The 19,714-nt window shown below is 67.2% G+C and carries 19 protein-coding genes; 12 read left to right on the top strand and 7 right to left on the bottom strand.

All coding sequences use genetic code 11. The features are described 5' to 3' along the window. Positions 1–33 precede the first annotated feature (33 nt). Positions 34–669: a glutathione S-transferase family protein gene (locus AC5P8R_RS04070; protein ID WP_014647724.1), complete on the top strand. Its 636-nt coding sequence runs from the start codon at positions 34–36 to the stop codon at positions 667–669. A 71-nt stretch (positions 670–740) separates the two neighbouring features. Here AC5P8R_RS04070 and arsC read toward each other — a convergent pair whose 3' ends face one another. From arsC to AC5P8R_RS04055, 3 genes are all read right to left on the bottom strand, one after another. Continuing rightward, on the bottom strand, positions 741–1,082 hold the full coding sequence (gene arsC / locus AC5P8R_RS04065) for an arsenate reductase (glutaredoxin) (protein ID WP_014647723.1): 342 nt from the start codon (positions 1,080–1,082) through the stop codon (positions 741–743). Further along, entirely contained in the window at positions 1,082–2,236 is a 1,155-nt protein-coding gene (locus AC5P8R_RS04060) for a phospholipase A (RefSeq protein ID WP_495223015.1), read from the bottom strand. The genes arsC and AC5P8R_RS04060 overlap by 1 nt, the downstream gene beginning before the upstream one ends. Positions 2,237–2,354: 118 nt before the next feature. Further along, the gene (locus AC5P8R_RS04055) at positions 2,355–2,840 is read right to left on the bottom strand and encodes a DUF456 domain-containing protein (protein ID WP_032958895.1); all 486 of its coding nucleotides are present in this window, start codon (positions 2,838–2,840) and stop codon (positions 2,355–2,357) included. Positions 2,841–3,075: 235 nt separating this feature from the next. Between AC5P8R_RS04055 and AC5P8R_RS04050 the strand changes: the two genes are divergently transcribed. Next, positions 3,076–3,285: a cold-shock protein gene (locus AC5P8R_RS04050; RefSeq protein ID WP_014647720.1), complete on the top strand. Its 210-nt coding sequence runs from the start codon at positions 3,076–3,078 to the stop codon at positions 3,283–3,285. A 72-nt stretch (positions 3,286–3,357) separates the two neighbouring features. On the opposite strand, the gene AC5P8R_RS04045 is transcribed toward AC5P8R_RS04050, so the two are convergent. Both AC5P8R_RS04045 and AC5P8R_RS04040 read right to left on the bottom strand, forming a co-directional pair. Beyond that, positions 3,358–3,852: a glycine zipper 2TM domain-containing protein gene (locus AC5P8R_RS04045; protein ID WP_169411725.1), complete on the bottom strand. Its 495-nt coding sequence runs from the start codon at positions 3,850–3,852 to the stop codon at positions 3,358–3,360. Positions 3,853–3,988: 136 nt separating this feature from the next. Next, a complete protein-coding gene (locus tag AC5P8R_RS04040) occupies positions 3,989–4,423 on the bottom strand; it encodes a cytochrome c (RefSeq protein ID WP_014647719.1) in 435 nt (144 codons plus the stop codon). Between the two features lie 79 nt (positions 4,424–4,502). Between AC5P8R_RS04040 and AC5P8R_RS04035 the strand changes: the two genes are divergently transcribed. Beyond that, positions 4,503–5,327, top strand: a complete 825-nt coding sequence (locus tag AC5P8R_RS04035; protein WP_049442438.1) for a tRNA threonylcarbamoyladenosine dehydratase — start codon at positions 4,503–4,505, stop codon at positions 5,325–5,327. Positions 5,328–5,361: 34 nt separating this feature from the next. Here the strand turns inward: AC5P8R_RS04035 and AC5P8R_RS04030 are convergent, their stop codons facing one another. Together AC5P8R_RS04030 and AC5P8R_RS04025 are read right to left on the bottom strand one after the other, a co-directional pair. Continuing rightward, on the bottom strand, positions 5,362–6,135 hold the full coding sequence (locus tag AC5P8R_RS04030) for a TatD family hydrolase (protein WP_046431615.1): 774 nt from the start codon (positions 6,133–6,135) through the stop codon (positions 5,362–5,364). After that, positions 6,132–6,347 (bottom strand): DUF6116 family protein, encoded by a 216-nt coding sequence (locus AC5P8R_RS04025; protein WP_014647716.1) that lies wholly within the window; start codon positions 6,345–6,347, stop codon positions 6,132–6,134. Before AC5P8R_RS04025 ends, AC5P8R_RS04030 begins: the two co-directional genes overlap by 4 nt. A gap of 163 nt (positions 6,348–6,510) precedes the next feature. Between AC5P8R_RS04025 and AC5P8R_RS04020 the strand changes: the two genes are divergently transcribed. The 9 genes from AC5P8R_RS04020 (at position 6,511) to AC5P8R_RS03980 (ending at position 19,526) form a co-directional block, all read left to right on the top strand. Continuing rightward, on the top strand, positions 6,511–7,356 hold the full coding sequence (locus AC5P8R_RS04020; RefSeq protein ID WP_169411727.1) for a glycine zipper 2TM domain-containing protein: 846 nt from the start codon (positions 6,511–6,513) through the stop codon (positions 7,354–7,356). Between the two features lie 126 nt (positions 7,357–7,482). Then, positions 7,483–8,025 (top strand): GNAT family N-acetyltransferase, encoded by a 543-nt coding sequence (locus tag AC5P8R_RS04015; RefSeq protein ID WP_053495598.1) that lies wholly within the window; start codon positions 7,483–7,485, stop codon positions 8,023–8,025. A 176-nt stretch (positions 8,026–8,201) separates the two neighbouring features. Continuing rightward, complete coding sequence (locus AC5P8R_RS04010) at positions 8,202–8,858, top strand: glutathione S-transferase family protein (protein ID WP_111206015.1); 657 nt, start codon at positions 8,202–8,204, stop codon at positions 8,856–8,858. A 79-nt stretch (positions 8,859–8,937) separates the two neighbouring features. Continuing rightward, positions 8,938–11,217: a thiamine pyrophosphate-dependent enzyme gene (locus AC5P8R_RS04005; RefSeq protein ID WP_046431612.1), complete on the top strand. Its 2,280-nt coding sequence runs from the start codon at positions 8,938–8,940 to the stop codon at positions 11,215–11,217. Between the two features lie 3 nt (positions 11,218–11,220). Then, the gene (gene asnB / locus AC5P8R_RS04000) at positions 11,221–13,164 is read left to right on the top strand and encodes an asparagine synthase (glutamine-hydrolyzing) (protein ID WP_495223014.1); all 1,944 of its coding nucleotides are present in this window, start codon (positions 11,221–11,223) and stop codon (positions 13,162–13,164) included. Between the two features lie 66 nt (positions 13,165–13,230). Further along, positions 13,231–13,791, top strand: a complete 561-nt coding sequence (locus AC5P8R_RS03995; protein ID WP_169411731.1) for an NADPH-dependent FMN reductase — start codon at positions 13,231–13,233, stop codon at positions 13,789–13,791. A gap of 295 nt (positions 13,792–14,086) precedes the next feature. Further along, the gene (locus tag AC5P8R_RS03990; protein ID WP_014647708.1) at positions 14,087–15,517 is read left to right on the top strand and encodes a replicative DNA helicase; all 1,431 of its coding nucleotides are present in this window, start codon (positions 14,087–14,089) and stop codon (positions 15,515–15,517) included. A 173-nt stretch (positions 15,518–15,690) separates the two neighbouring features. After that, on the top strand, positions 15,691–17,934 hold the full coding sequence (locus AC5P8R_RS03985) for a TonB-dependent receptor family protein (protein WP_495223013.1): 2,244 nt from the start codon (positions 15,691–15,693) through the stop codon (positions 17,932–17,934). Then, complete coding sequence (locus tag AC5P8R_RS03980) at positions 17,934–19,526, top strand: alkaline phosphatase D family protein (RefSeq protein ID WP_495223012.1); 1,593 nt, start codon at positions 17,934–17,936, stop codon at positions 19,524–19,526. Before AC5P8R_RS03985 ends, AC5P8R_RS03980 begins: the two co-directional genes overlap by 1 nt. Positions 19,527–19,714: the final 188 nt, after the last annotated feature.

Below are 19,714 nucleotides of genomic sequence, written 5' to 3'. Positions count from 1 at the left end.
AATCGGCCGGCCCACCTGCACAGGATCCGCCGCATGAGCACCACGCTGTATGGTTCGACAAGCACCGCCGCGCTGGTGGTGCACTGGCTGCTGATCGAGCTCGGCATCGAGCACGAGTTGGTGCTGCTGGATTTCGACGCGCGCGAGCACAAGTCGGCGGAGTACCTGGCACTGAATCCGGCCGGCGTGGTGCCGACGCTGCTGATCGATGGCCTGGTACTGACTGAAGCGGCGGCGATCGCCCTGTACCTGGCCGACCGCCATCCGGACGCCGGTTTGTTGCCGGCACTGGGCACGCCGCAGCGCGCCGATGCCTACCGCTGGATGTTCTGGTGTGCCAATACGTTGCAGCCGGCCTATCGCGCCTGGTTCTATCCGCACGAGGTGGCGGGCGAGGCAAACGTGGAGGCCAGTCGCGAGATGGCGCGACAGCGCCTGGAAGCGGCCTGGCAGCATGTGGCCACGCACCTGCTGGCGCATGGGCCCTACCTGCTGGGCGCCACGCCCTGCGTGGTCGACTACATGCTGGTGATGCTGATGCGCTGGTCGCGCAACATGCCCAGGCCCAGTGACACCTGGCCGTCGCTCAAGGCACATGCCACCTCGATGAAGGCGCGCCCGGCGTTCGCCGAGGCCTACCGCCGCGAAGGCATCACCGACTGGCGGTAACCAGAAAAGGGGACGGAGGGGATTAAGTCGTTTGTGCACAAACGACTTAATCCCCTCCGTCCCCTTTTCCGTTACAGGATCTCCAGCACCGTTTCCGGCGGGCGGCACAGCCGTGTGCCCTTGGGCGTGCGCACCACGGGGCGGTTGATCAGGCGCGGGTGTTCGGCCATCGCAGCCAGCAGGGTGGCATCGTCGGCATCTTCCAGCCCGAGTTCGGCGAACTGGGTCTCCTTGCTGCGCACCAGGTCGCGCGCGCTCAGGGCCGACTCGGCCAGCACCTGGCGCAGCGTGGCCGCGTCGGGCGGGGTGCCCAGGTACTCGATCACCACCGGGTCGAAGCCCGCATCGCGGATCAGCTTCAGTGCGCCGCGCGAGTTGCTGCAGGCCGGGTTGTGCCAGATCGTCACGTCCATCAGAACCACTCCAGCAGCGACACGCCCACGCCCACATAGGTGGCCTTGTGGTTGTAGTCGATCATGCTCTCGCCATAGCCGTCGAAGACCTGCACATGGCCACGCAGCAGATTGCTGATCGGAAAGCCGTAATCCAGCTGCAGTGCACCGTGGGAGCGGCTGCCGGTGCGCAGCGAATGACGCGCCATCAGCGCGACCTCATGCCCGTTGCGGTTCCAGATCAGGGTCGCGTCACCCCGGCCCATGTAATCCTCGATGTCCGGATTATTGTCTTCGCTGCGGCTTTCCGGGATGCGGTACCACGGGCGCAGCACCAGCGCCCAGTTCTCGCGATCCAGGCCGATGTTGAGCATGACCCGGTTCCAGCTGCGCGAGAGCGGATCGGCCCGTCCGTTGGACTGGTGGTTGAGGCTGATACCGGTCATGCGCCCGCGCCAGCCACCGATCGAGTAGCCGTTGCGGAACACCATCATCACTTCGGGTTCGTAGTTGGTTTCGCGGAACGGGCGCGAATCCTCGCTGTTGTAGGCCTGCCAGCGCGAACTCTGGGTGTAGCCAGCCCAGATGTCGCCGTTGTCGCCGAACAGGTTCTCTGCGATCTTGGTCTTGAAGCTGATCTGGAACTTCAGCTCGGCACTGTCGAGTACCTGCGGGGTCGTCACGCTGTTGGCCGGGTTCGGCGAATGCGGCGTGGTGTTGCGGTCGCTGGTCCAGAACGCCGGCAGCAGGTACACCGGCTTGTAGGCACGCAGCTGGAAGGGCCCCAGCTTGGAGTCCTCGGCCAGCTCCCAGCGGCTATCCAGCAGCGAACCGCGGCCAGCATTGGCCAGCGCGCTGTCCGGTGCCGCCGGACGGAACAGGTCGCTGACCCGCTCGCGCAGCTTTTCCTCGCCCTGGCTCACGCGCGCGGTCTGTCGTTCCTCGCGGCGCGCCTGCGCAGCCGATTCGGCGGCGGCATCGGCGGCGGCGGTGGCCTCCGGGGTATGCCCGAAGAGGCGGTCATAGCAGGCCAGGCGGGCCGCGTCGGTGTTGATCGCCGCGCAGGCGGCCGGCGAGGTGTCGGCGCTGGGCGCGAACTCCTGCGCAGCCAACGGTGCACTGGCCAGGGCAAGCGCCAGCGGCGCCAGACGGGGAAGCAGCGTGGGGAGGGTCATTGCAGCAGGCCCTTCGATGGATACGGGAATCGCACAGTGTGGCGGCTGCACCGGATCGCGGCCAGCCCCACCGTTTATGCACGGCCACGGCGTGCGCGTGGCGTGAAGGCTAGGTGGCTCAGAAGAACCAGGCGAACGCGAACAGGCCCAGCATCGCGATCACCACCGCCAGTTTCAGTGCCAGGCCGAGCAGGATGCCGAGCCAGGTCGCCAGGCCCACCTTGGTCGAGCGGCCGAGTTCGCGGGTGTGCCAGTACTCGCCGAGCAGGGCGCCGACCAGCGGTCCGGCAAACAGGCCGATGGGCATGAAGAACAGGCCGACGATGCTGCCGACGAAGGTGCCCCACAGGGCCTTGCGGCTGGCGCCGACGCGCTGCGCGCCAACTACGGTGGCGAGCACGTCCACCAACAGTGAAAGCAGGGTCAGCACGCCCAGCGCGACCAGGGTGGGCCAGCCGACGTGGGCGAAGCCGTCGGCCCAGGCCGCCAGCAGCAGTCCGATGAACACCAGCGGGATGCCCGGGAGGGCCGGCAGGATGATGCCGGCGATGCCGATCAGGACAAAAATGACCGCTAGCAGATATAAGATGAATGAGAGTCCCATGCTGTCCCGTATGGTGGCCGTTTTGGGGTTGACAGTGAAAGATTTTGCCAGTTGCTTTTTCGTTTTGGGCGGGTTAAGTTGCAGTCGCTGAGCTTGGCAAGGTCACCGTGGATCGTGGCCTGATGAAGCAAGATCTTTCCGATCCGCTGCATCGATGCACCTCGCTTCCCCCTTGCTTGTCAGCCGCCCACCGGGCGTTTCCAACAACAAGAGAGAGTCAAAGGGAGTTAGTGAGATGGCTGAGCGCGAGACCGGTACCGTAAAGTGGTTCAATGATGCGAAGGGCTTCGGCTTCATCAGCCGGCAGAATGGCGAGGACGTGTTCGTGCACTTCCGCGCCATCGAGACCCAGGGCTTCAAGAGCCTCAAGGAAGGCCAGACTGTGAGCTTCGAAGTCGTGCAGGGCCAGAAGGGCCTGCAGGCTGACAAGGTGCAGCCGGTGTAATACCCGCCGCCCGTCGGCATGAAAAAGGCCCGCGCAAGCGGGCCTTTTTCTTTGCCGTTGGCCCGGTGCAGGTCAGCGCAGGATGACCTTGCCATTGACGACGCGCACGTAGGTGTTCTCGCGGATGCCGCCGAGATCGCGCTGGTTGACCACGATGGTGCGGCCATCATCCATGCGCACGCTGATGTCATAGGTATCGCTGGTGACGTTCTTCTGGATCTGGTTGCCGGCCAGGGCACCACCGACCGCGCCTGCGGCGGCGGCGATGTTCTTGTTGCCACGGCTGCCACCGGTGTGGTCGGAGATTTCATGGCCGGCCACGGCGCCGACGATGCCGCCGAGGATCGCGCCGGTCGCGCTGGGCGCGGTGCGGCCCGAGGGCACGGTGTTGATGCGGGTGACGATGCCACAGTCAGCGCAACGGCCCTGGTTGTAGCCGCCATTGCTGCCGTAGCCGCCGTTGTTGTAGCCGTTGTTGTAACCACCGCCGCTGTAACCGGGCGAGGTGGCACAGCCAGCCAGCGCGAGGGTAGCGATGGCGCTGGCGGCGATGAGCTGGATCTTCATGGGGCGTCTCCTGGCCGTGAAGGCGGGTGGGTTGGGTGGTACTGCGTCGTGCAGCAGGGTGGACGAATCCTCTCCTTTCGAACGTGAACAACGCGCCAACCGTGTGCGTGCTGCCCGGCTGCAGGATGAATGCGGCTCAGCGGAAATCCTGGTGGCAGGCGCGGCAGTCCGCCTGCAGTGTTTCCACCAGCTGGGCGAGGGCCCTGCAGTCGCCGGGGGGTGAGGCCAGCGCCGTGTTGAGGTTGCCGCGCAGCTGGCTGGCGTGCTGCTGGAACTGCGCACTGTCCTTCAGCCCGGGAAACGCCTGGTCCAGGTCATTGGACAGCAGGCGCAGCACCTGCAGCCGCGGCACGCTGTCAGCCAGGCTGCAGCGGTTCTGCAGCTGGGCCTGCTGCAGCAGCTGTGACTGCCGCTGCATCACCTGCATCAGGCTGCCCGGGAACGGATCGCGACGCGCCTGCAGGGCGCGGCCGACCATTACCGTGGCGATCAGGCCGATCAGCAGGCCCAGGCAGAGCACGAACAGGTAGCGATGGGCGCTGGACAGGCGGCGGGGCGGGCTGGCATTCATGCGGGCACTCCGGGCGTGCAACGGTGGGTTCGACGCCGGCGTACTGCGGGCGCCAGCACCTGCACGTTAAAATAGCCCGATGAACGAACAGGTCAAACAACGCTTCGCCGGCATCGAACGGCTGTACGGCGTGGGTGCACTCGAGCGCCTGCAGGGCAGCCGCGTGGCGGTGGTCGGCATGGGCGGCGTCGGCTCGTGGGTGGTGGAGGCGCTGGCCCGTTCGGCCGTCGGCCACCTGACCCTGATCGATGCCGACGATATCTGCGTGTCCAACACCAACCGGCAGCTGCCGGCGATGGAAGGCAACTACGGTCGCAACAAGGCCGAGGCGATGGCCGAGCGTTGCCGTGCGATCAATCCGGACATCGGGGTCGACGCGGTGCAGGCATTCCTGACCGTGTCCAACATGGCCGAGCTGCTGGACCGGGGGTTCGATCTGGTGATCGATGCCTGCGACAGCTTCCGGGTCAAGGTCGAGACGATCGCATGGTGCCGCCGCCGCAAGCTGCCGTTGCTGACCGTCGGTGCCGCCGGTGGCCGTACCGACCCGACCCTGGTGCGCATCCGCGATGTCTCTCGCACCGAGCACGACGCCATGCTGGCGCTGATCCGCAAGAAGCTGCGCAGCGAATTCAACTTCCCGAAGAACGCCAAGCGCTATTTCGGCGTACCGGCGGTGTATTCGCTGGAGAATGTGAAGTACCCGCAGGCCGATGGCAGCGTCTGCGGCATCCGTCCGAACCTGGGCGCCGATGCGGCGTTGAAGCTGGACTGTGGTGCCGGCCTGGGCGCGGCAACCCACATCACCGGCGCGTTCGCCTTCGCGGCGGTTGGCAAGGCGCTGGAGATGCTGCTGGAGCCGAAGAAGGTGAAGGTGGATGCGGTCGAGGCCAGCGCGGTGTGATGGATCGTGCCGGCCAGCGGCCGGCACCTACCCGTTACATTGCCGGCAGCGCGAACAATCGCCGCGCATTCTCCGTCGTGGCCTGGGCCACGGCTTCCAGCTCCATCCCGCGCAGTGCGGCCACGTGCCGGGCAATGGTCGCCAGCCGCGCTGGCTCGTTGCGCTGGCCGCGGATGCCGGCGTCGGGCTGGTCGGGCGCGTCGGTTTCCAGCAGCAACTGTTCCAGCGGCATCTCGCGCACCAGCCGCTGCAGCCGTTGCGCGCGATCGTAGGTCAGTGGGCCACCGAGGCCGAGCAGGAAGCCCTGCCTGTGCAGTTGCGCGGCCTGTTCCGGGCTGCCGGAAAAGCTGTGCACCACGCCGCGCAGGCCGCCGACGCGGCGGATGGCGGCGATCACCGCATCCACCGCGCGTCGCGCGTGCACGATCACCGGCAACTCGAATTCGCGGGCCAGTTCCAGCTGGCCGATGAAATACGCCTGCTGGGCGTCGGCGTCCAGCCCTTCGACAAAGAAGTCCAGGCCGCATTCGCCGATCGCACAGGGGCGTTCGCGCTCGATCCACTCGCGCAGCAGTGGCAGGTGCCCGGGCTGGTGATCGGCCAGGAACATCGGATGCAGGCCGTAGGCCGGGTACAGCCCCGGCGCCTGCTGGCAGACCTCACGCAGCTTCGGCCAGCTGGCCGCGGTCACCGCCGGTACCACCTGCTGGCGCACCCCCGCGGCCTGCGCACGCTCGATCACCGCAGCGCGGTCACGGTCGAACCCGCTGGCATCCAGATGGCAGTGGCTGTCAACCAGGATGCTCAACGCTGTTCCAGCGGCGGAGGTGTTGCGGCGTTGCGGCTCTTCCAGTTGGCCAGCAGCAGCGTGCCGAAGCCCAGCACCAGCTCATCGACGAACGGGATCGGGTCCGGGATGAACAAGGTCAGCACGAACAGGCCGGCGGTGAGCTTGAACAGGGTGGGGTAGCGCAGCCGGCGGGCCCATTGCAGTACCGGCAGCAGCATCGGGTTGGCCATGGCGGGAAGCCTCGTGGGGAATATGCAAACGCTACCACGGGCCCAGCATTTCCCGATGCTGAATGGGTTATCGGAATGAGCAGGAAATGTGGAGATTCCGTTCAGGCAGCGCATGCTGCAATCTGCCCCGAGAACGTTGCGGATGGTCCGCAAGGAGCAGGTCATGAAAAGCACAACTACAACTGTCCTGGTCGCAGCGGGCGCGCTGCTGGTCGGTGGCATCGCCACCGCCGCCTTCATGAAGAGTGGTGACAAGTCGCCCGATTCCATCAGCGCCGGAACCCCCAATGGTGAATCGCGCCTCGTTGAAGGTAACGCTTCTGACGACGGCGCACGTGGTGACAAGCTGGACCCGTCCGCGCCGCGCGGGCTTGAATATGCCGATGTGCTGAAGGTTGACCCGATCACCGAGAAGCAGAAGGCCTACGCCACTGTGATCGGCACCGATCCAGTGCGCGAGACCTCCACCACCCAGACCCCGCACGAGGTCTGCCAGGACGTGACGGTGCAGGAACGCCTGCCGGAACGTGATGGCAACGTCGGCGGTACCGTGGTCGGCGCTGTGGTCGGTGGCCTGCTCGGCAACCAGGTCGGTGGCGGCAACGGCAAGAAGGCCGCGACCGCCGCCGGTGCCGTGGCCGGCGGCTTCATCGGCAACCAGATCGACAAGCGCCATGTGGGTGGCCGTGTGGTCAACCGCACCGAGCGCCAGTGCCACACCGAGACCGCCACCTCCGAGTCGAGCCGCGTCACCGGCTACAACGTGACCTATCGCAATGAGGACGGCACCACCGGCACCATGCGCATGGCCAGCAAGCCGGGCAACCGCATTGCCATGGGTACCAACGACGTGGTGAAGGGTTACAACGTGACCTACCGCTATGACGGCGCGGAGAAGACCGTGCGCATGGACAACAAGCCGGCCAGCGATCGCCTGCCGGTGGTCGATGGCCAGCTGGTCACGCAGACCGCTGCCGCCGGTGCCACTGCCTCAGCCACGCGCCAGTAATCCCGGCGCAGCATGCAGTACCTGACGGGCCGGCTCATGCCGGCCCGTTTCATTGCGACCGGCGATATTCATCCGCGCAGGGAAGCCATCCTCCATCATGGGTGCCCCCTTCGACATGGAGCCGGCATGAGCATCTTCGACCTGCGCATCGAAACCGAGCGGCTGATCCTGCGCCCGCTGCTTCGCGAGGACTACGAGCCGTACCTGGCGTTCTGCGCCGACGAGGCCACGATGCGTACCCTGGGCGGCGTGCAGCCACCCTCGGTGGCCTGGCGCGGTTTCTGCAGCCTGGCTGGCGCCTGGCAGCTGTTCGGCTTCTCGATGTTCAGCGTGATCGAGAAATCCAGCGGCGACTGGATCGGGCGGATGGGACCGTGGCAGCCGCAGGACTGGCCGGGTACCGAGGTTGGTTGGGGCATCCGTCATGCCAGCTGGGGCCGGGGCTATGCGCCGGAGGCGGCGGTCGCGGCGATCGACTGGGCGTTCGATACGCTGGGCTGGGCTGAGGTGATCCATACCATCGCCGAGGACAACGACAACTCGCGGGCCGTGGCACGCAAGCTGGGAAGCACCCTGCTGCGCATGGGGGAGTTGCCAGCGCCATACAACGACAAGCCCATGCAGATCTGGGGCCAGTCGCGCGAACAGTGGCGGCAACGCGCGCGCTGAGCGTGGCTTGGTAGTGCCGGCCGCTGGCCGGCAATCGCTTGGATCCAGCTGCATCGAGGATGCCGGCCAGCGGCCGGCACTACCGTGTAGTCATGCTGCACCCGCGCTTGGCATTCACTGGCGTGCTTGCCAGACTGCACGCAGCCGGCCGCCGGCCGGATCCGAGGGAGCAGGCAATGGTGGAAGAGCGCGTCCCGTTGACGGTGCACGGCATGTCGGTGTCAGGCAATTGCCACAAGGTCCGCCTGCTGCTGGAACAGCTCGGCAGCCGCTACCGCTGGGTGGAAGTGGACAGTGCCCACGGCCAGACCCACACCCCCGAGTTCCTCGCGCTCAATCCCAATGCCAAGGTGCCGTTGATCGTCCGCGACGATGGCCGCGTGCTGACCGAGTCCAATGCGATCCTTTTCTGGCTGGCCGAAGGCACGCCCTACCTGCCCACCGATGGCTGGGAGCGCGCGCAGGCACTGAGCTGGATGTTCTTCGAGCAGTACACGCACGAGCCGTGCGTGGCGGTCGCGCGCTTCATCCGCGGCTGGACCCCGCCTGGGTCGCCGCGCCGCGCCGAACTGCCACGCCTGCACGAGCGCGCCGCCACTGCACTGGCGGTGATGGAGCAGCACCTGCGTGATGCGCAATGGTTCACCGGCAGTGGGTACGGCATCGCCGACATCGCGCTGTTCGCCTACACCGACGTCGCAGGCGAGGGTGGAATCAGCCTGCAGCCGTTCCCGGAAGTTCGCGCCTGGTTGCAGCGCGTGCGCGGGCAGCCGCGCTTCCTGCCGATGCCGGCGGTGACCGCCGAGGTGCGCGCCCGCTTCGAGGCCGCATGACTCTCACCAAGGTGATCCCCCACAGGGTAGCGCCTGGCCAACCCCGGGCGGAATGCAACAACGACACGGAGGGTGTTCGATGTTCGCTGTGGTTCCAGATCCGATTCCCGCACGCATGCGCGTGCTCAACCGCGCCGACGTGTGCGACGCCAATTTCCTCGACGCGGTGCGTGGCTGGCGCGGTACCCCGCGCCCGCGCCCGGCGCCGGATGCGCCGATCCTGCCGGGCAGCACGCTTACCGCCGCCGCGTTTGGCGAGCTGTTCGATTCGCAGCTGGCCAGCCGCCAGCTGGACTTGATGGCGCGCGTGCTGCGCGTGCAGAACAAGGTCTTCTACACCATCGGTTCATCCGGCCACGAAGGCAATGCGCTGCTGGCGCGGGCCTGCCGGCATACGGATCCAGCATTCCTGCACTATCGCTCCGGTGCCTTCATGGCCGAGCGCTCACGCCAGGTGCCGGGGATCGACCCGCTGCGCGATGCCGCGCTGTCCTTTGCTGCCAGCGCCGATGACCCGGCCAGCGGGGGGCGGCACAAGGTGTGGGGCAGCAAACCGTTGTGGGTGCTGCCGCAGACCTCGACCATCGCCTCGCATCTGCCGAAAGCGCTGGGCACCGCGCTGGCCCTCGAAAGCGGCAAGCGGCTGGGCCACGAACTGCCGATTCCGGCCGACAGCATCGTACTGTGCTCGTTCGGCGACGCCTCGGCCAACCATGCCACCGCGCAGACCGCGTTCAACACCGCGATGTGGTCGGCCTACCAGAAGCTGCCGGCACCGGTCCTGTTCGTCTGCGAGGACAATGGCCTGGGCATCTCGGTGAAAACGCCCGAAGGCTGGATTGCCGAACGCTTCAGCGGTCAGCCCGGGCTGGACTATTTCTACGCCGATGGCCTCGACCTGGCCACCGGCCATGCGCAGGTGCAGGCGGCGGTGGAGCACTGCCGGCGTACGCGGCGGCCGACCTTCCTGCATCTGCGCACCACGCGCCTGATGGGGCACGCCGGCACCGACTTCGAGGTGGAATGGCGCGCGTTGCCCGAGCTGTGCGCGGCCGAGGCGCAGGATCCGCTGCTGCGCTCGGCACAGATCGCGATGGAATCGGGCTGGATGGATGCGGCCGCCATCGAGGTGGCCTACGAGACGATGCGCGCGCGCTGCATGGCCGCCGCCGCCGATGCCGAAGGACGGCCGAAGCTGCAGTCGCTGCGGGAAGTGATGGAGCCGCTTGCGCCCTATACGCCGGCTGCGGTGCAGGCCGAAGCACGGCGCGAGGTGCCCGCCGGAACGCGTGAAGCGCTGTATGGCGGTGCGGAGGCGTTGCCCGAACGGCAGGCGCCACGCCACCTCGCGATCCAGATCAACCATGCCCTGCAGGAACTGCTGGCGAAGTATCCGCAGAGCCTGCTGTTCGGTGAGGACGTCGCACAGAAGGGCGGTGTCTACACCGTCACCAAGGATCTGCTGCGCCGCTTCGGCCCACGCCGGGTGTTCAACACCCTGCTGGACGAGACCATGATCCTGGGCATGGCTCAGGGCCTGGCCAACCTGGGCATGCTGCCGATTCCGGAGATCCAGTACCTGGCCTATCTGCACAACGCCATCGACCAGGTGCGCGGCGAAGCGTGTTCGCTGCAGTTCTTCTCCAACGACCAGTACCGCAACCCGATGCTGGTGCGGGTGGCCGGGCTGGGGTACCAGAAGGGCTTCGGTGGCCACTTCCACAACGACAACTCGATCACCGCGTTGCGCGACATCCCGGGGCTGGTGGTGGGCTGCCCGTCGCGTGGCGACGATGCGGTGATGATGCTGCGCACGCTGGCCGCACTGGCGCGGGTGGATGGGCGCGTGGCGGTGTTCCTGGAGCCGATCGCGTTGTACATGAGCAAGGACCTGCACGAAGCCGGCGATGGCCAGTGGCTGTTCGACTTCCCCGCACAGGGCCAGTCGCTGGTGCCGGGGGAGGGCCGGGTCTATGCGCCGGAGGCCGGCGATCTGGTGATCTATACCTATGGCAACGGCGTGCCGATGGCATTGCGCGCATCGCGGGCGATCGAGCAGCAGCTGGGCTGGCAGGTGCGGGTGGTCGACCTGCGCTGGCTGGTACCGCTGGACGCCGGTTTCATCGCTGCCCAGGCCGCCAGCGCACGGCGGGTGCTGGTGCTGGATGAAGGCCGCCACAGCGGCGGGGTGGGCGAGGGCGTGGTCACCGCGCTGGTCGAGGCCGGGTTCGGCCATCTGCCGTTGCGCCGGGTCTGCGGTGCCGACACCTACACGCCACTGGCGGGGGCAGCAATGTTCGGGCTTCCAAGCGACAATGCGGTGATTGGCGCCGCCCTCGACCTGGCGCAGGAACCCTGATGCATGTGTGGATTGGCGGGAATGTTGTTGCCGGCGCCGCTGGCGTCGGCCGAGGCGCTGCAGGCGCAGGCCCTGGCCATGGGCCAGGCGCTGCACCACCGCGGGCCCGATGATGGCGGCAGCTGGGTCGATGCCGAGGCGGGCATCGCGCTGGCGCATCGCCGCCTGAGCATCCTCGACCTGTCCCCGCTGGGCCACCAGCCGATGGCCTCGGCCGACGGCCGCTACGTGATGGCCTACAACGGCGAGGTCTACAACTTCGCCGCCCTGCGCGAGGAACTGGAGCTGCTGGGGCATGCCTTCCGCGGCCATTCCGATACCGAAGTACTGCTGGCGGCGATCCTGCAATGGGGCGTGGAAGACACCCTGCAGCGCTGCAACGGCATGTTCGCCATCGCGCTGTGGGACCGCCAGGAGCGTTGCCTGTGGCTGGCCCGCGATCGCGTCGGCAAGAAGCCGCTGTACTACGGCTGGGCCGGCGACACGCTGGTGTTCGGTTCGGAACTGAAGGCGCTCTGGCAGCACCCGGCGTTCGACAACGACATCGACCGCGATGCGCTCACCTCGCTGCTGCGGCTGGATTACATCCCGGCGCCGCACAGCATCCACCAGCGCTGCTACAAGCTGATGCCGGGCCGGGTGTTGCGCCTGGACGCGGCGGCCGTCGCTGCCGGCGCATCCGCGCATCGTCCGGAACAGGCACAGCGGCCGTACTGGGATGCGCGCGCGCGCATGCAGGCGGCGCTGGCCGCACCCTTCCAGGGCCGCATCGAGGACGCCGAGGAACAGCTGGACACGCTGCTGCGCGACGCGGTGGCGCTACGCATGGTGGCCGACGTGCCGGTCGGCGTATTCCTGTCTGGTGGCACCGATTCCTCACTGGTGGCGTCGCTGATGCAGGCCCAGAGCGGGCAGCCGGTGCACAGCTTCAGCATCGGCTTCACCGATTCGGGACATGACGAGGCGCCGCTGGCCCGGGAGCTGGCGGCCCACCTGGGCTGTGACCATACCGAGTTGTACGTCAGCGGCGCCGACGCGCTGGCGGTGGTGCCGCAGTTGCCGGCGATGTTCGATGAGCCTTTTGCCGACGCGTCGCAGGTGCCGACCGCGCTGGTCGCCCGGCTGGCGCGGCAGGGCGTGACCGTGGCGCTGTCTGGTGACGGTGGCGATGAGCTGTTCTTCGGCTATACCCGGTATGTACGCGCGCTGCGCAACTGGCAGATGCTCGGCCGCGTGCCGGGGCCGCTGCGGCGCTGGATGGGCGCGCGTGCGCAGCAGCAGGGCGAAGCCTCGCGCACCGGCGGCCTGGCCGCGCTGCTGGCCGAGACCGGTGCGCGTGGCATCGGCGACGTCTACCGCAACCGCATCTCGCGCTGGCGCGACCCGGCCGCGGCGGTGACCGGCGCGCGGGCCGCCGGCAGCTTCTACGACCTGGCCGATCCGCTGCACGGCGCGGGTACGCCGGCCGACGCGATGATGCTGGCCGATTTCGTGACCTACCTGCCGGACGATCTGTTGTGCAAGGTCGACCGCACCTCGATGGCGGTCAGCCTGGAGGCGCGCGCACCGCTGCTGGACTGGCGGGTGGCCGAGTTCGCCTGGTCGCTGCCGCTGGGCTTCAAGCGCAGCGAGACCACCAGCAAGGTGCTGCTCAAGCGCGTGCTGGGCCGTTACGTGCCGCATTCGATGGTGCACCGTCCCAAGCGCGGTTTCGGCGCGCCGGTCAGTGACTGGCTGAAAGGCGACCTGCGGCCCTGGGCCGAGGACCTGCTGCAGCCGGCGCGGCTGGAGCGTGAGGGCGTGCTGTCGGCGGCGGCGGTGCAGCCGCTGTGGCAGCAGTTCCTGGGAGGGCAGCGCAAGTGGCATACCCATCTGTGGAACGTGCTGATGTTCCAGGCCTGGCAGGCGCATTGGCGGCAGGTGCGCGCAGGCATTGTGGGCGGCTGATCTTCACCGGCCTGCACGGGCCCGGCGACTAGGCTGGGCCTCCCGCACCATGAGGAGTATGTCCCGATGTCCGTCCCCACCATCGCCGTGTTCGTCGGCAGCCTGCGCAAGGACTCGTGCAACCGCAAGCTGGCCCATGCGCTGGAGAAGATCGCCGGTGATCGCGCACGCTTCCAGTACGTGCAGATCGGCGACCTGCCGTTGTATGACCAGGACTTCGACGCGCAGTACCCGGCGCAGGGTACCCGGCTGAAGGACCAGGTGCGCGCCGCCGACGCGGTGCTGTTCGTCACCCCCGAATACAACCGGTCGGTGCCGGGCGTGCTCAAGAACGCCATCGATATCGGCTCGCGTCCCTACGGTGACAGTGCGTTTGTCGGCAAGCCGGCGGCGGTGATCGGCGCCTCCATCGGCCAGATCGGTACCGCCGTGGCCCAGCAGCACCTGCGCAACACCCTGGCCTTCCTGGACATGCATGTGCTTGGGCAGCCCGAGGCGTTCATCCACTTCAAGGAGGGCCTGATCGATGCCGACGGCACGATCCACAACGAGGGCACGCAGAAGTTCCTGCAGGGCTACGTGGACCGGTTCCTGGCGCTGATCGCGGTGCACGTCAAGGGCGATTGACGCCTGCGGGGTCGGAGTTCTGCGTCGCAGAGGGATCCGACCCCAACCACGCCCGGGGTCGGATCCTGACGCGCAGCGACGGGCTCCGACCCGTGGCGCCTGATCTGCGATAATGCTCCGCTCGGGTGCCGCAATGGCGCCTGTCGCAGGCAGTGCGACGCCCCCACGCCAGTCTGGCCAGGCGCCGGCGGATATCCCCCGTTTCTCCACGGCTTATCCACAGGCTTGTCCATGGTCGCCGGGGTCGGCGCATGCCTACACTCGTCTGGCCCACTTTTGCAGGAAACACCGCAGCATGTCCGCTCGTCCCGGCTTCCGTTCCAACCGCAGAGAGCGCGGTGATGGCTTCGATCGCGATCGCGACGAGTCGCGCATCGACCAGTTGCGGGTACCGCCGCATTCGGTGGAAGCCGAGCAGGCGGTGCTGGGGGGGCTGATGCTGGCGCCCGAAGCGTATGACCGGGTCAATGACCAGCTGACCGAAGGCGACTTCTACCGTCGCGACCACCAGATGATCTATCGGGCGATCCGCGAGCTGTCCGAGCGCGAGCGTCCGTTCGATGCGGTGACCCTGGGCGAGTGGTTCGAGTCGCAGGGCAAGATGGAACTGGTGGGCGACGGCGCCTACCTGATCGAACTGGCCAGTACCACGCCGTCGGCTGCCAACATCGTGGCCTACGCCGAGATCGTGCGTGACAAGGCAGTGTTGCGCCAGCTGATCCAGGTGGGCACCGACATCGTCAACGACGGTTTCCAGCCCGAAGGCCGCGACAGCAGCGAGCTGCTGGCCTCGGCGGAAAAGAGCGTGTTCGCCATTGCCGAACAGGGCGCACGTGGTCGCACCGATTTCGTGGCCATGCCCGGTGCGCTGAAGGATGCATTCGAGGAGCTGCGCAACCGCTTCGAGAACGGCGGCAACATCACCGGCCTGCCGACCGGGTACACCGATTTCGATGCGATGACCGCCGGCCTGCAGCCGACCGATCTGATCATCCTCGCCGCGCGCCCGGCCATGGGCAAGACCACCTTCGCGCTGAACATCGCCGAGTACGCGGCGATCAAGTCGAAGAAGGGCGTGGCGGTGTTCTCGATGGAAATGTCGGCATCGCAGCTGGCGATGCGCCTGATTTCCTCCAATGGCCGCATCAACGCGCAGCGCCTGCGTACCGGCCAGCTGGAAGACGAGGACTGGAGCCGCGTCACCAGCGCGATCAAGATGCTGAAGGAAACCAAGATCTTCATCGACGATACGCCGGGCGTGTCGCCGGAAGTGCTGCGCTCCAAGTGCCGCCGCCTCAAGCGCGAGCATGACCTCGGCCTGATCGTGATCGACTACCTGCAGCTGATGAGCGTGCCCGGCAACAGCGAAAACCGCGCGACCGAAATCTCGGAGATCTCGCGTTCGTTGAAGGGCCTGGCCAAGGAATTGAATGTGCCGGTGATCGCGCTGTCACAGCTCAACCGCTCGCTGGAAACGCGTACCGACAAGCGCCCGGTGATGGCCGACCTTCGCGAGTCGGGCGCAATCGAGCAGGACGCGGACATGATCGTGTTCATCTACCGCGACGACTACTACAACAAGGAAAACTCGCCGGACAAGGGCCTGGCCGAGATCATCATCGGCAAGCACCGTGGTGGCCCGACCGGCTCGTGCAAGCTGAAGTTCTTCGGCGAGTACACCCGCTTCGACAACCTGGCCCACGATTCGGTCGGCTCGTTCGAATAACGGCCATGCCGGCCGCTGGCCGGCAATCGCCTTCCGGGCGGTAAACCATTCGGAACGCAAGGATTCCGCATGTGGCGTGTAAATGACATGTAACCCGCCGCTTCTACGATTCCGCCGCTGCTGCCCTTCGACGCCGCCCTTCGGCGTCCAGCGTGCCCAAGGAATCCACCTCCATGTCGTCCCACGCTTCGCATCGCCGCAATCTGCTGGCCCTGCTGGTCTGTGCTTCGCTGCCGTCGCTCGCTGCCGCTGAACCCGCCCCCGCCCCCGACGCGCCGTCGGCGACCACCCTCGATTCGATCTCGGTGATCGGCCGCGGCGAAGCCCGCCAGGTGCAGCGCGTGACCGCCGAGGACATGAAGATCCTGCCGCCCGGTGCGAACCCGCTGAAGCTGCTGGCCAGCAAGCCGGGCGTTCACTTCGAGTCGGCCGATGCCACCGGCGCCTACGAATGGTCCACCACCATCAGCCTGCGTGGCTTCAACCAGAGCCGCCTGGGCTACACGCTCGATGGCATCCCGCTGGGCAACATGGCCTATGGCAACAGCAACGGCCTGCACATCAGCCGTGCCGTGATCAGCGAGAACCTGGGCGGAGCCGAAGTGTCCACCGGCATCGGCGCGCTGGGTACGCCGTCCACCAGCAACCTCGGTGGCGTGTTCCAGTTCTATTCGATCGATCCGTCCACCGAGTACGGCGTGGTGCTGGCGCAGGGCTTCGGCAGCGACAGCGCGCGGCGCAGCTATGCGCGCCTGGAGACCGGTGAGCACCAGGGCTTTGCGGCCTATCTGTCCGGCGTGTACTCCGAAGGCGACAAGTGGAAGGGCAAGGGCTCGCAGGAGCTGAAACAGTTCAACGGCAAGGCCACCTACAATTTCGGAACGGACAGCAGGATCACCGCGCTGTTCAACGCCTCGCGCCGCGTCGAGACGGACTACCAGGACCTGTCGCTGGAGATGATCGATCGCCTTGGCTGGGACTGGGACAACTACGCGCCGGACTGGGATCGTGCCGTCGCCGCCGCGCGCGGCAGGTTCACGGGCGGCGTCAACAGCCCCTGGGATGCGTACTACTCCGGCCACGGCCTGCGCAACGATGACCTGTCCAGCATCGCCGGCGATTTCGGCCTGAACGAGTCGATGCGGCTGAAGGTCAACGTCTACAACCACAGCAACCGTGGCCAGGGCCACTGGTTCAGCCCGTCCAATCCATCCAACCCGGGCACCAGTCGCGAGATTCCGATCTCGATCCGCACCACCGAGTACGCGATCGACCGTACCGGCGTGACCTCGGCGTTCACCTGGAACGTCGGCGGCCACGACCTGGAAGCCGGCCTCTGGTACGAGGACAACGGCCACAGCGTGCAGCGCAACTTCTACTACATCGACGGCCCGGTCACCGATGACTTCTTCCTGCGCAACCCGGACCAGCGCGTGTGGCACCAGCGCTACACCACCATTACCCGCCAGTTCTACATGCAGGACCGCTTCCGCCTGTTCGATGACCGGCTGACCATCGACATCGGTGCGAAGTCGCCGCACACCCGCACCCGCGTGCGCACGCCACTGGGCAGCTATGCCAACAACAGCAGCCTGACTTCGAAGAAGGGCCTGCTGCCTCAGGCGGGTTTCAACTTCAAGCTCAACGAAGGCAACGAGATCTTCGGTTCGTTCGCCAGGAACATCGCCGCCTACGCGTTGGGCGTGGGCAGCCCGTTCAACGTGCCGCAGGCGGCGTTCGATGCCAGCGCGCAGGACTTGAAGCCGGAACAGTCACGCACCCTGGAACTGGGCTGGCGCGGCTACGGGAAGGGCTATGAAGCCTCGGTTGCGGTGTACGACGTCAAGTTCGACAACCGCCTGCTGGCGATCGCCCAGTGCGTGGGCATCCTCGGCTGCCCGGCGCTGTTCTCCAACGTCGGTTCGGTGACCAGCCGCGGCGCCGAGGCGACACTGCAGCTGAAGCCGATGCAGGACCTGGCCTGGTCCAACGCGCTGTCCTGGAATGACAGCACCTACGACAACGACTACGTGAACAATGGCGTGGTGCCGACCCGCGGCAAGAAGACCGTCGACACCCCCGAATGGATGTTCGCCAGCACCCTGGCCTGGACCCCGGGCCCTTGGGACATGCGCCTGTCGGCCAACCACGTCGGCAAGCGCTACGTGACCTATACCAACGACGAGTCGGTGCCGAGCTACTGGCTGGTCAATGCCTCCGTGGCCTATGACTTCGGCGCGCTGGGCCCGGCGCAGAACCTGACCATGGCGCTTAACCTGACCAACCTGACGGACAAGCGCTACCTGTCTTCGATCAACACCAACGGCACCTACGCCGCCGACCCGACCCGCAGCCTGGCGACCATGCAGGTCGGCGCGCCGCGCCAGGTGATGGCCACCGCCACCGTGCGCTTCTGATGCGCGGGCCTGTGGATCCGGAACGCCGTCGTCGCCTGCTGCGCATGGCGTGGCAGGGCACGGGGGCGGCGATCGCGCTGGCGGCGATGCCGGGGCTGGCCACGGCCGGCCCACGGCCGCGGCTGGGGCGTGATCCGTTCACCCTTGGTGTCGCCGCCGGTGATCCGGATCCACAGGGGGCCGTGTTGTGGACGCGGCTGGCGCCGGACCCGCTCAACGGCGGCGGCATGCCGTCGCGGGCGGTGCCGGTGCGCTGGTTCGTGGCCGAAGACGCCGGCATGCGCCGGCTGGTACAGCGGGGCGTCGCTGCCGCGGTGCCGGAGCTGGCCCATTCGGTGCACGTGGAGGTCAATGGCCTGCGCCCGGGCCGCGACTACTACTACCGCTTCGCCTGCGATGGCGATGAGGAAAGCGCGGTCGGCCACTTCCGCACCGCGTCGCTACCGGACACGCAGCTGCAGCAGCTGCGGCTGGCCCTGTGCACCTGCCAGGCCTGGAACAGCGGCTACTACCCGGTGCTGCGTGATATCGCACGGAGCGATGTCGACCTCGTGCTGCATGCCGGCGACTACATGTACGAATACAGCCCGCTGCAGAACGTGCGTGGCAGCACGCTGGACGCGGCGCGTTTCAGTGGCGAGACGGTGAGCCTGGAGCGCTACCGTGACCAGTACGCGCTGTACAAGCTCGACCCGGATCTGCAGGCAGCCCATGCCGCACACGCCTTCGCGGTGATCTGGGACGATCACGAGGTGCAGAACGACTACTCGGGCATCCATCCGGAGAAGCCCGGCGTGTCGATTGAGGACTTCATCGTTCGCCGCGCGGCGGCCTACCGCGCGTTCTACGAACATCTGCCGATGCGCAGCACGCCTGCGGGCAATGGCGGCCTGCGCGTGCACCGGCGCCTGCGTTACGGCGATCTGGCACAGCTCACCCTGCTCGACTGCCGCCAGTTCCGCCCGGCCAATCCCTGCGGTGTGGGCGAGTCACCGCGCTGCGAAGCGGCGCTGGATCCACGCATGAGCATGCTCGGCACGGGGCAGGAAGCGTGGTTCACGCAGTCGATGGCCGCCGCGCAGGGCACGCGCTGGAACGTGGTGGTGCAGCAGCTGCTGATGGCGCAGCTGCGGCTGGACGGCGGCACGCCACGCGAGCGCTTCTGGAACGACGCGTGGGATGGCTATCCCGCCGCACGCAGGCGTCTGCTGCAGGCGATGCAGGCGGGCGGGCAGGGCAATGCCATCGTGCTGGGCGGCGACTGGCATTCCACCTTCGTCAACGACCTGAAGCTGGATTTCGACGCGGCCAGTGCGCCAGTCGTGGCCACCGAATTCATCGCCCCGGCGATCAGCAGTGGCGGCGACGACACGCCGTACGGGCCGTACTACGGGCCATCGATTCCGCAGAACCCGCATATCCGCTATTTCGACGGCGACCGCCGCGGCTGGTGGAAGCTGCAGCTGAACCGGCAGACCGTGGACGCCGAGCTCCGCTTCGCCGACAGCGTGCTGCGCCCGGATGCCGCAGTGCGTACCGCGGCGCGATTCCAGGTGGTCCATGGCCGCCCGGGCGCGGTGCAGCTCCTGTAGAGCCGAGCCCACGCTCGGCTGTCGCGCGCAGCGCGGGTCTTCTGTGATCGCAACGAAGCGCAGCCGAGCGTGGGCTGGGCTCTACAGGAGCTGCACCGGATTTCATCGCCCCCAGCCCGGGTTTCGTCGCAAACCGTTTGCCGGCGGCGAGGGCGGGGCGCCAAGGTGTCCGCAGGCGGCAGGGTGCC

The organism is Stenotrophomonas sp. YJH_SMC_73, assembly GCF_059370155.1.
The sequence above is the reverse complement of the archived record's forward strand: the minus strand, read 5'-3'. Positions and strand labels throughout refer to the sequence as shown.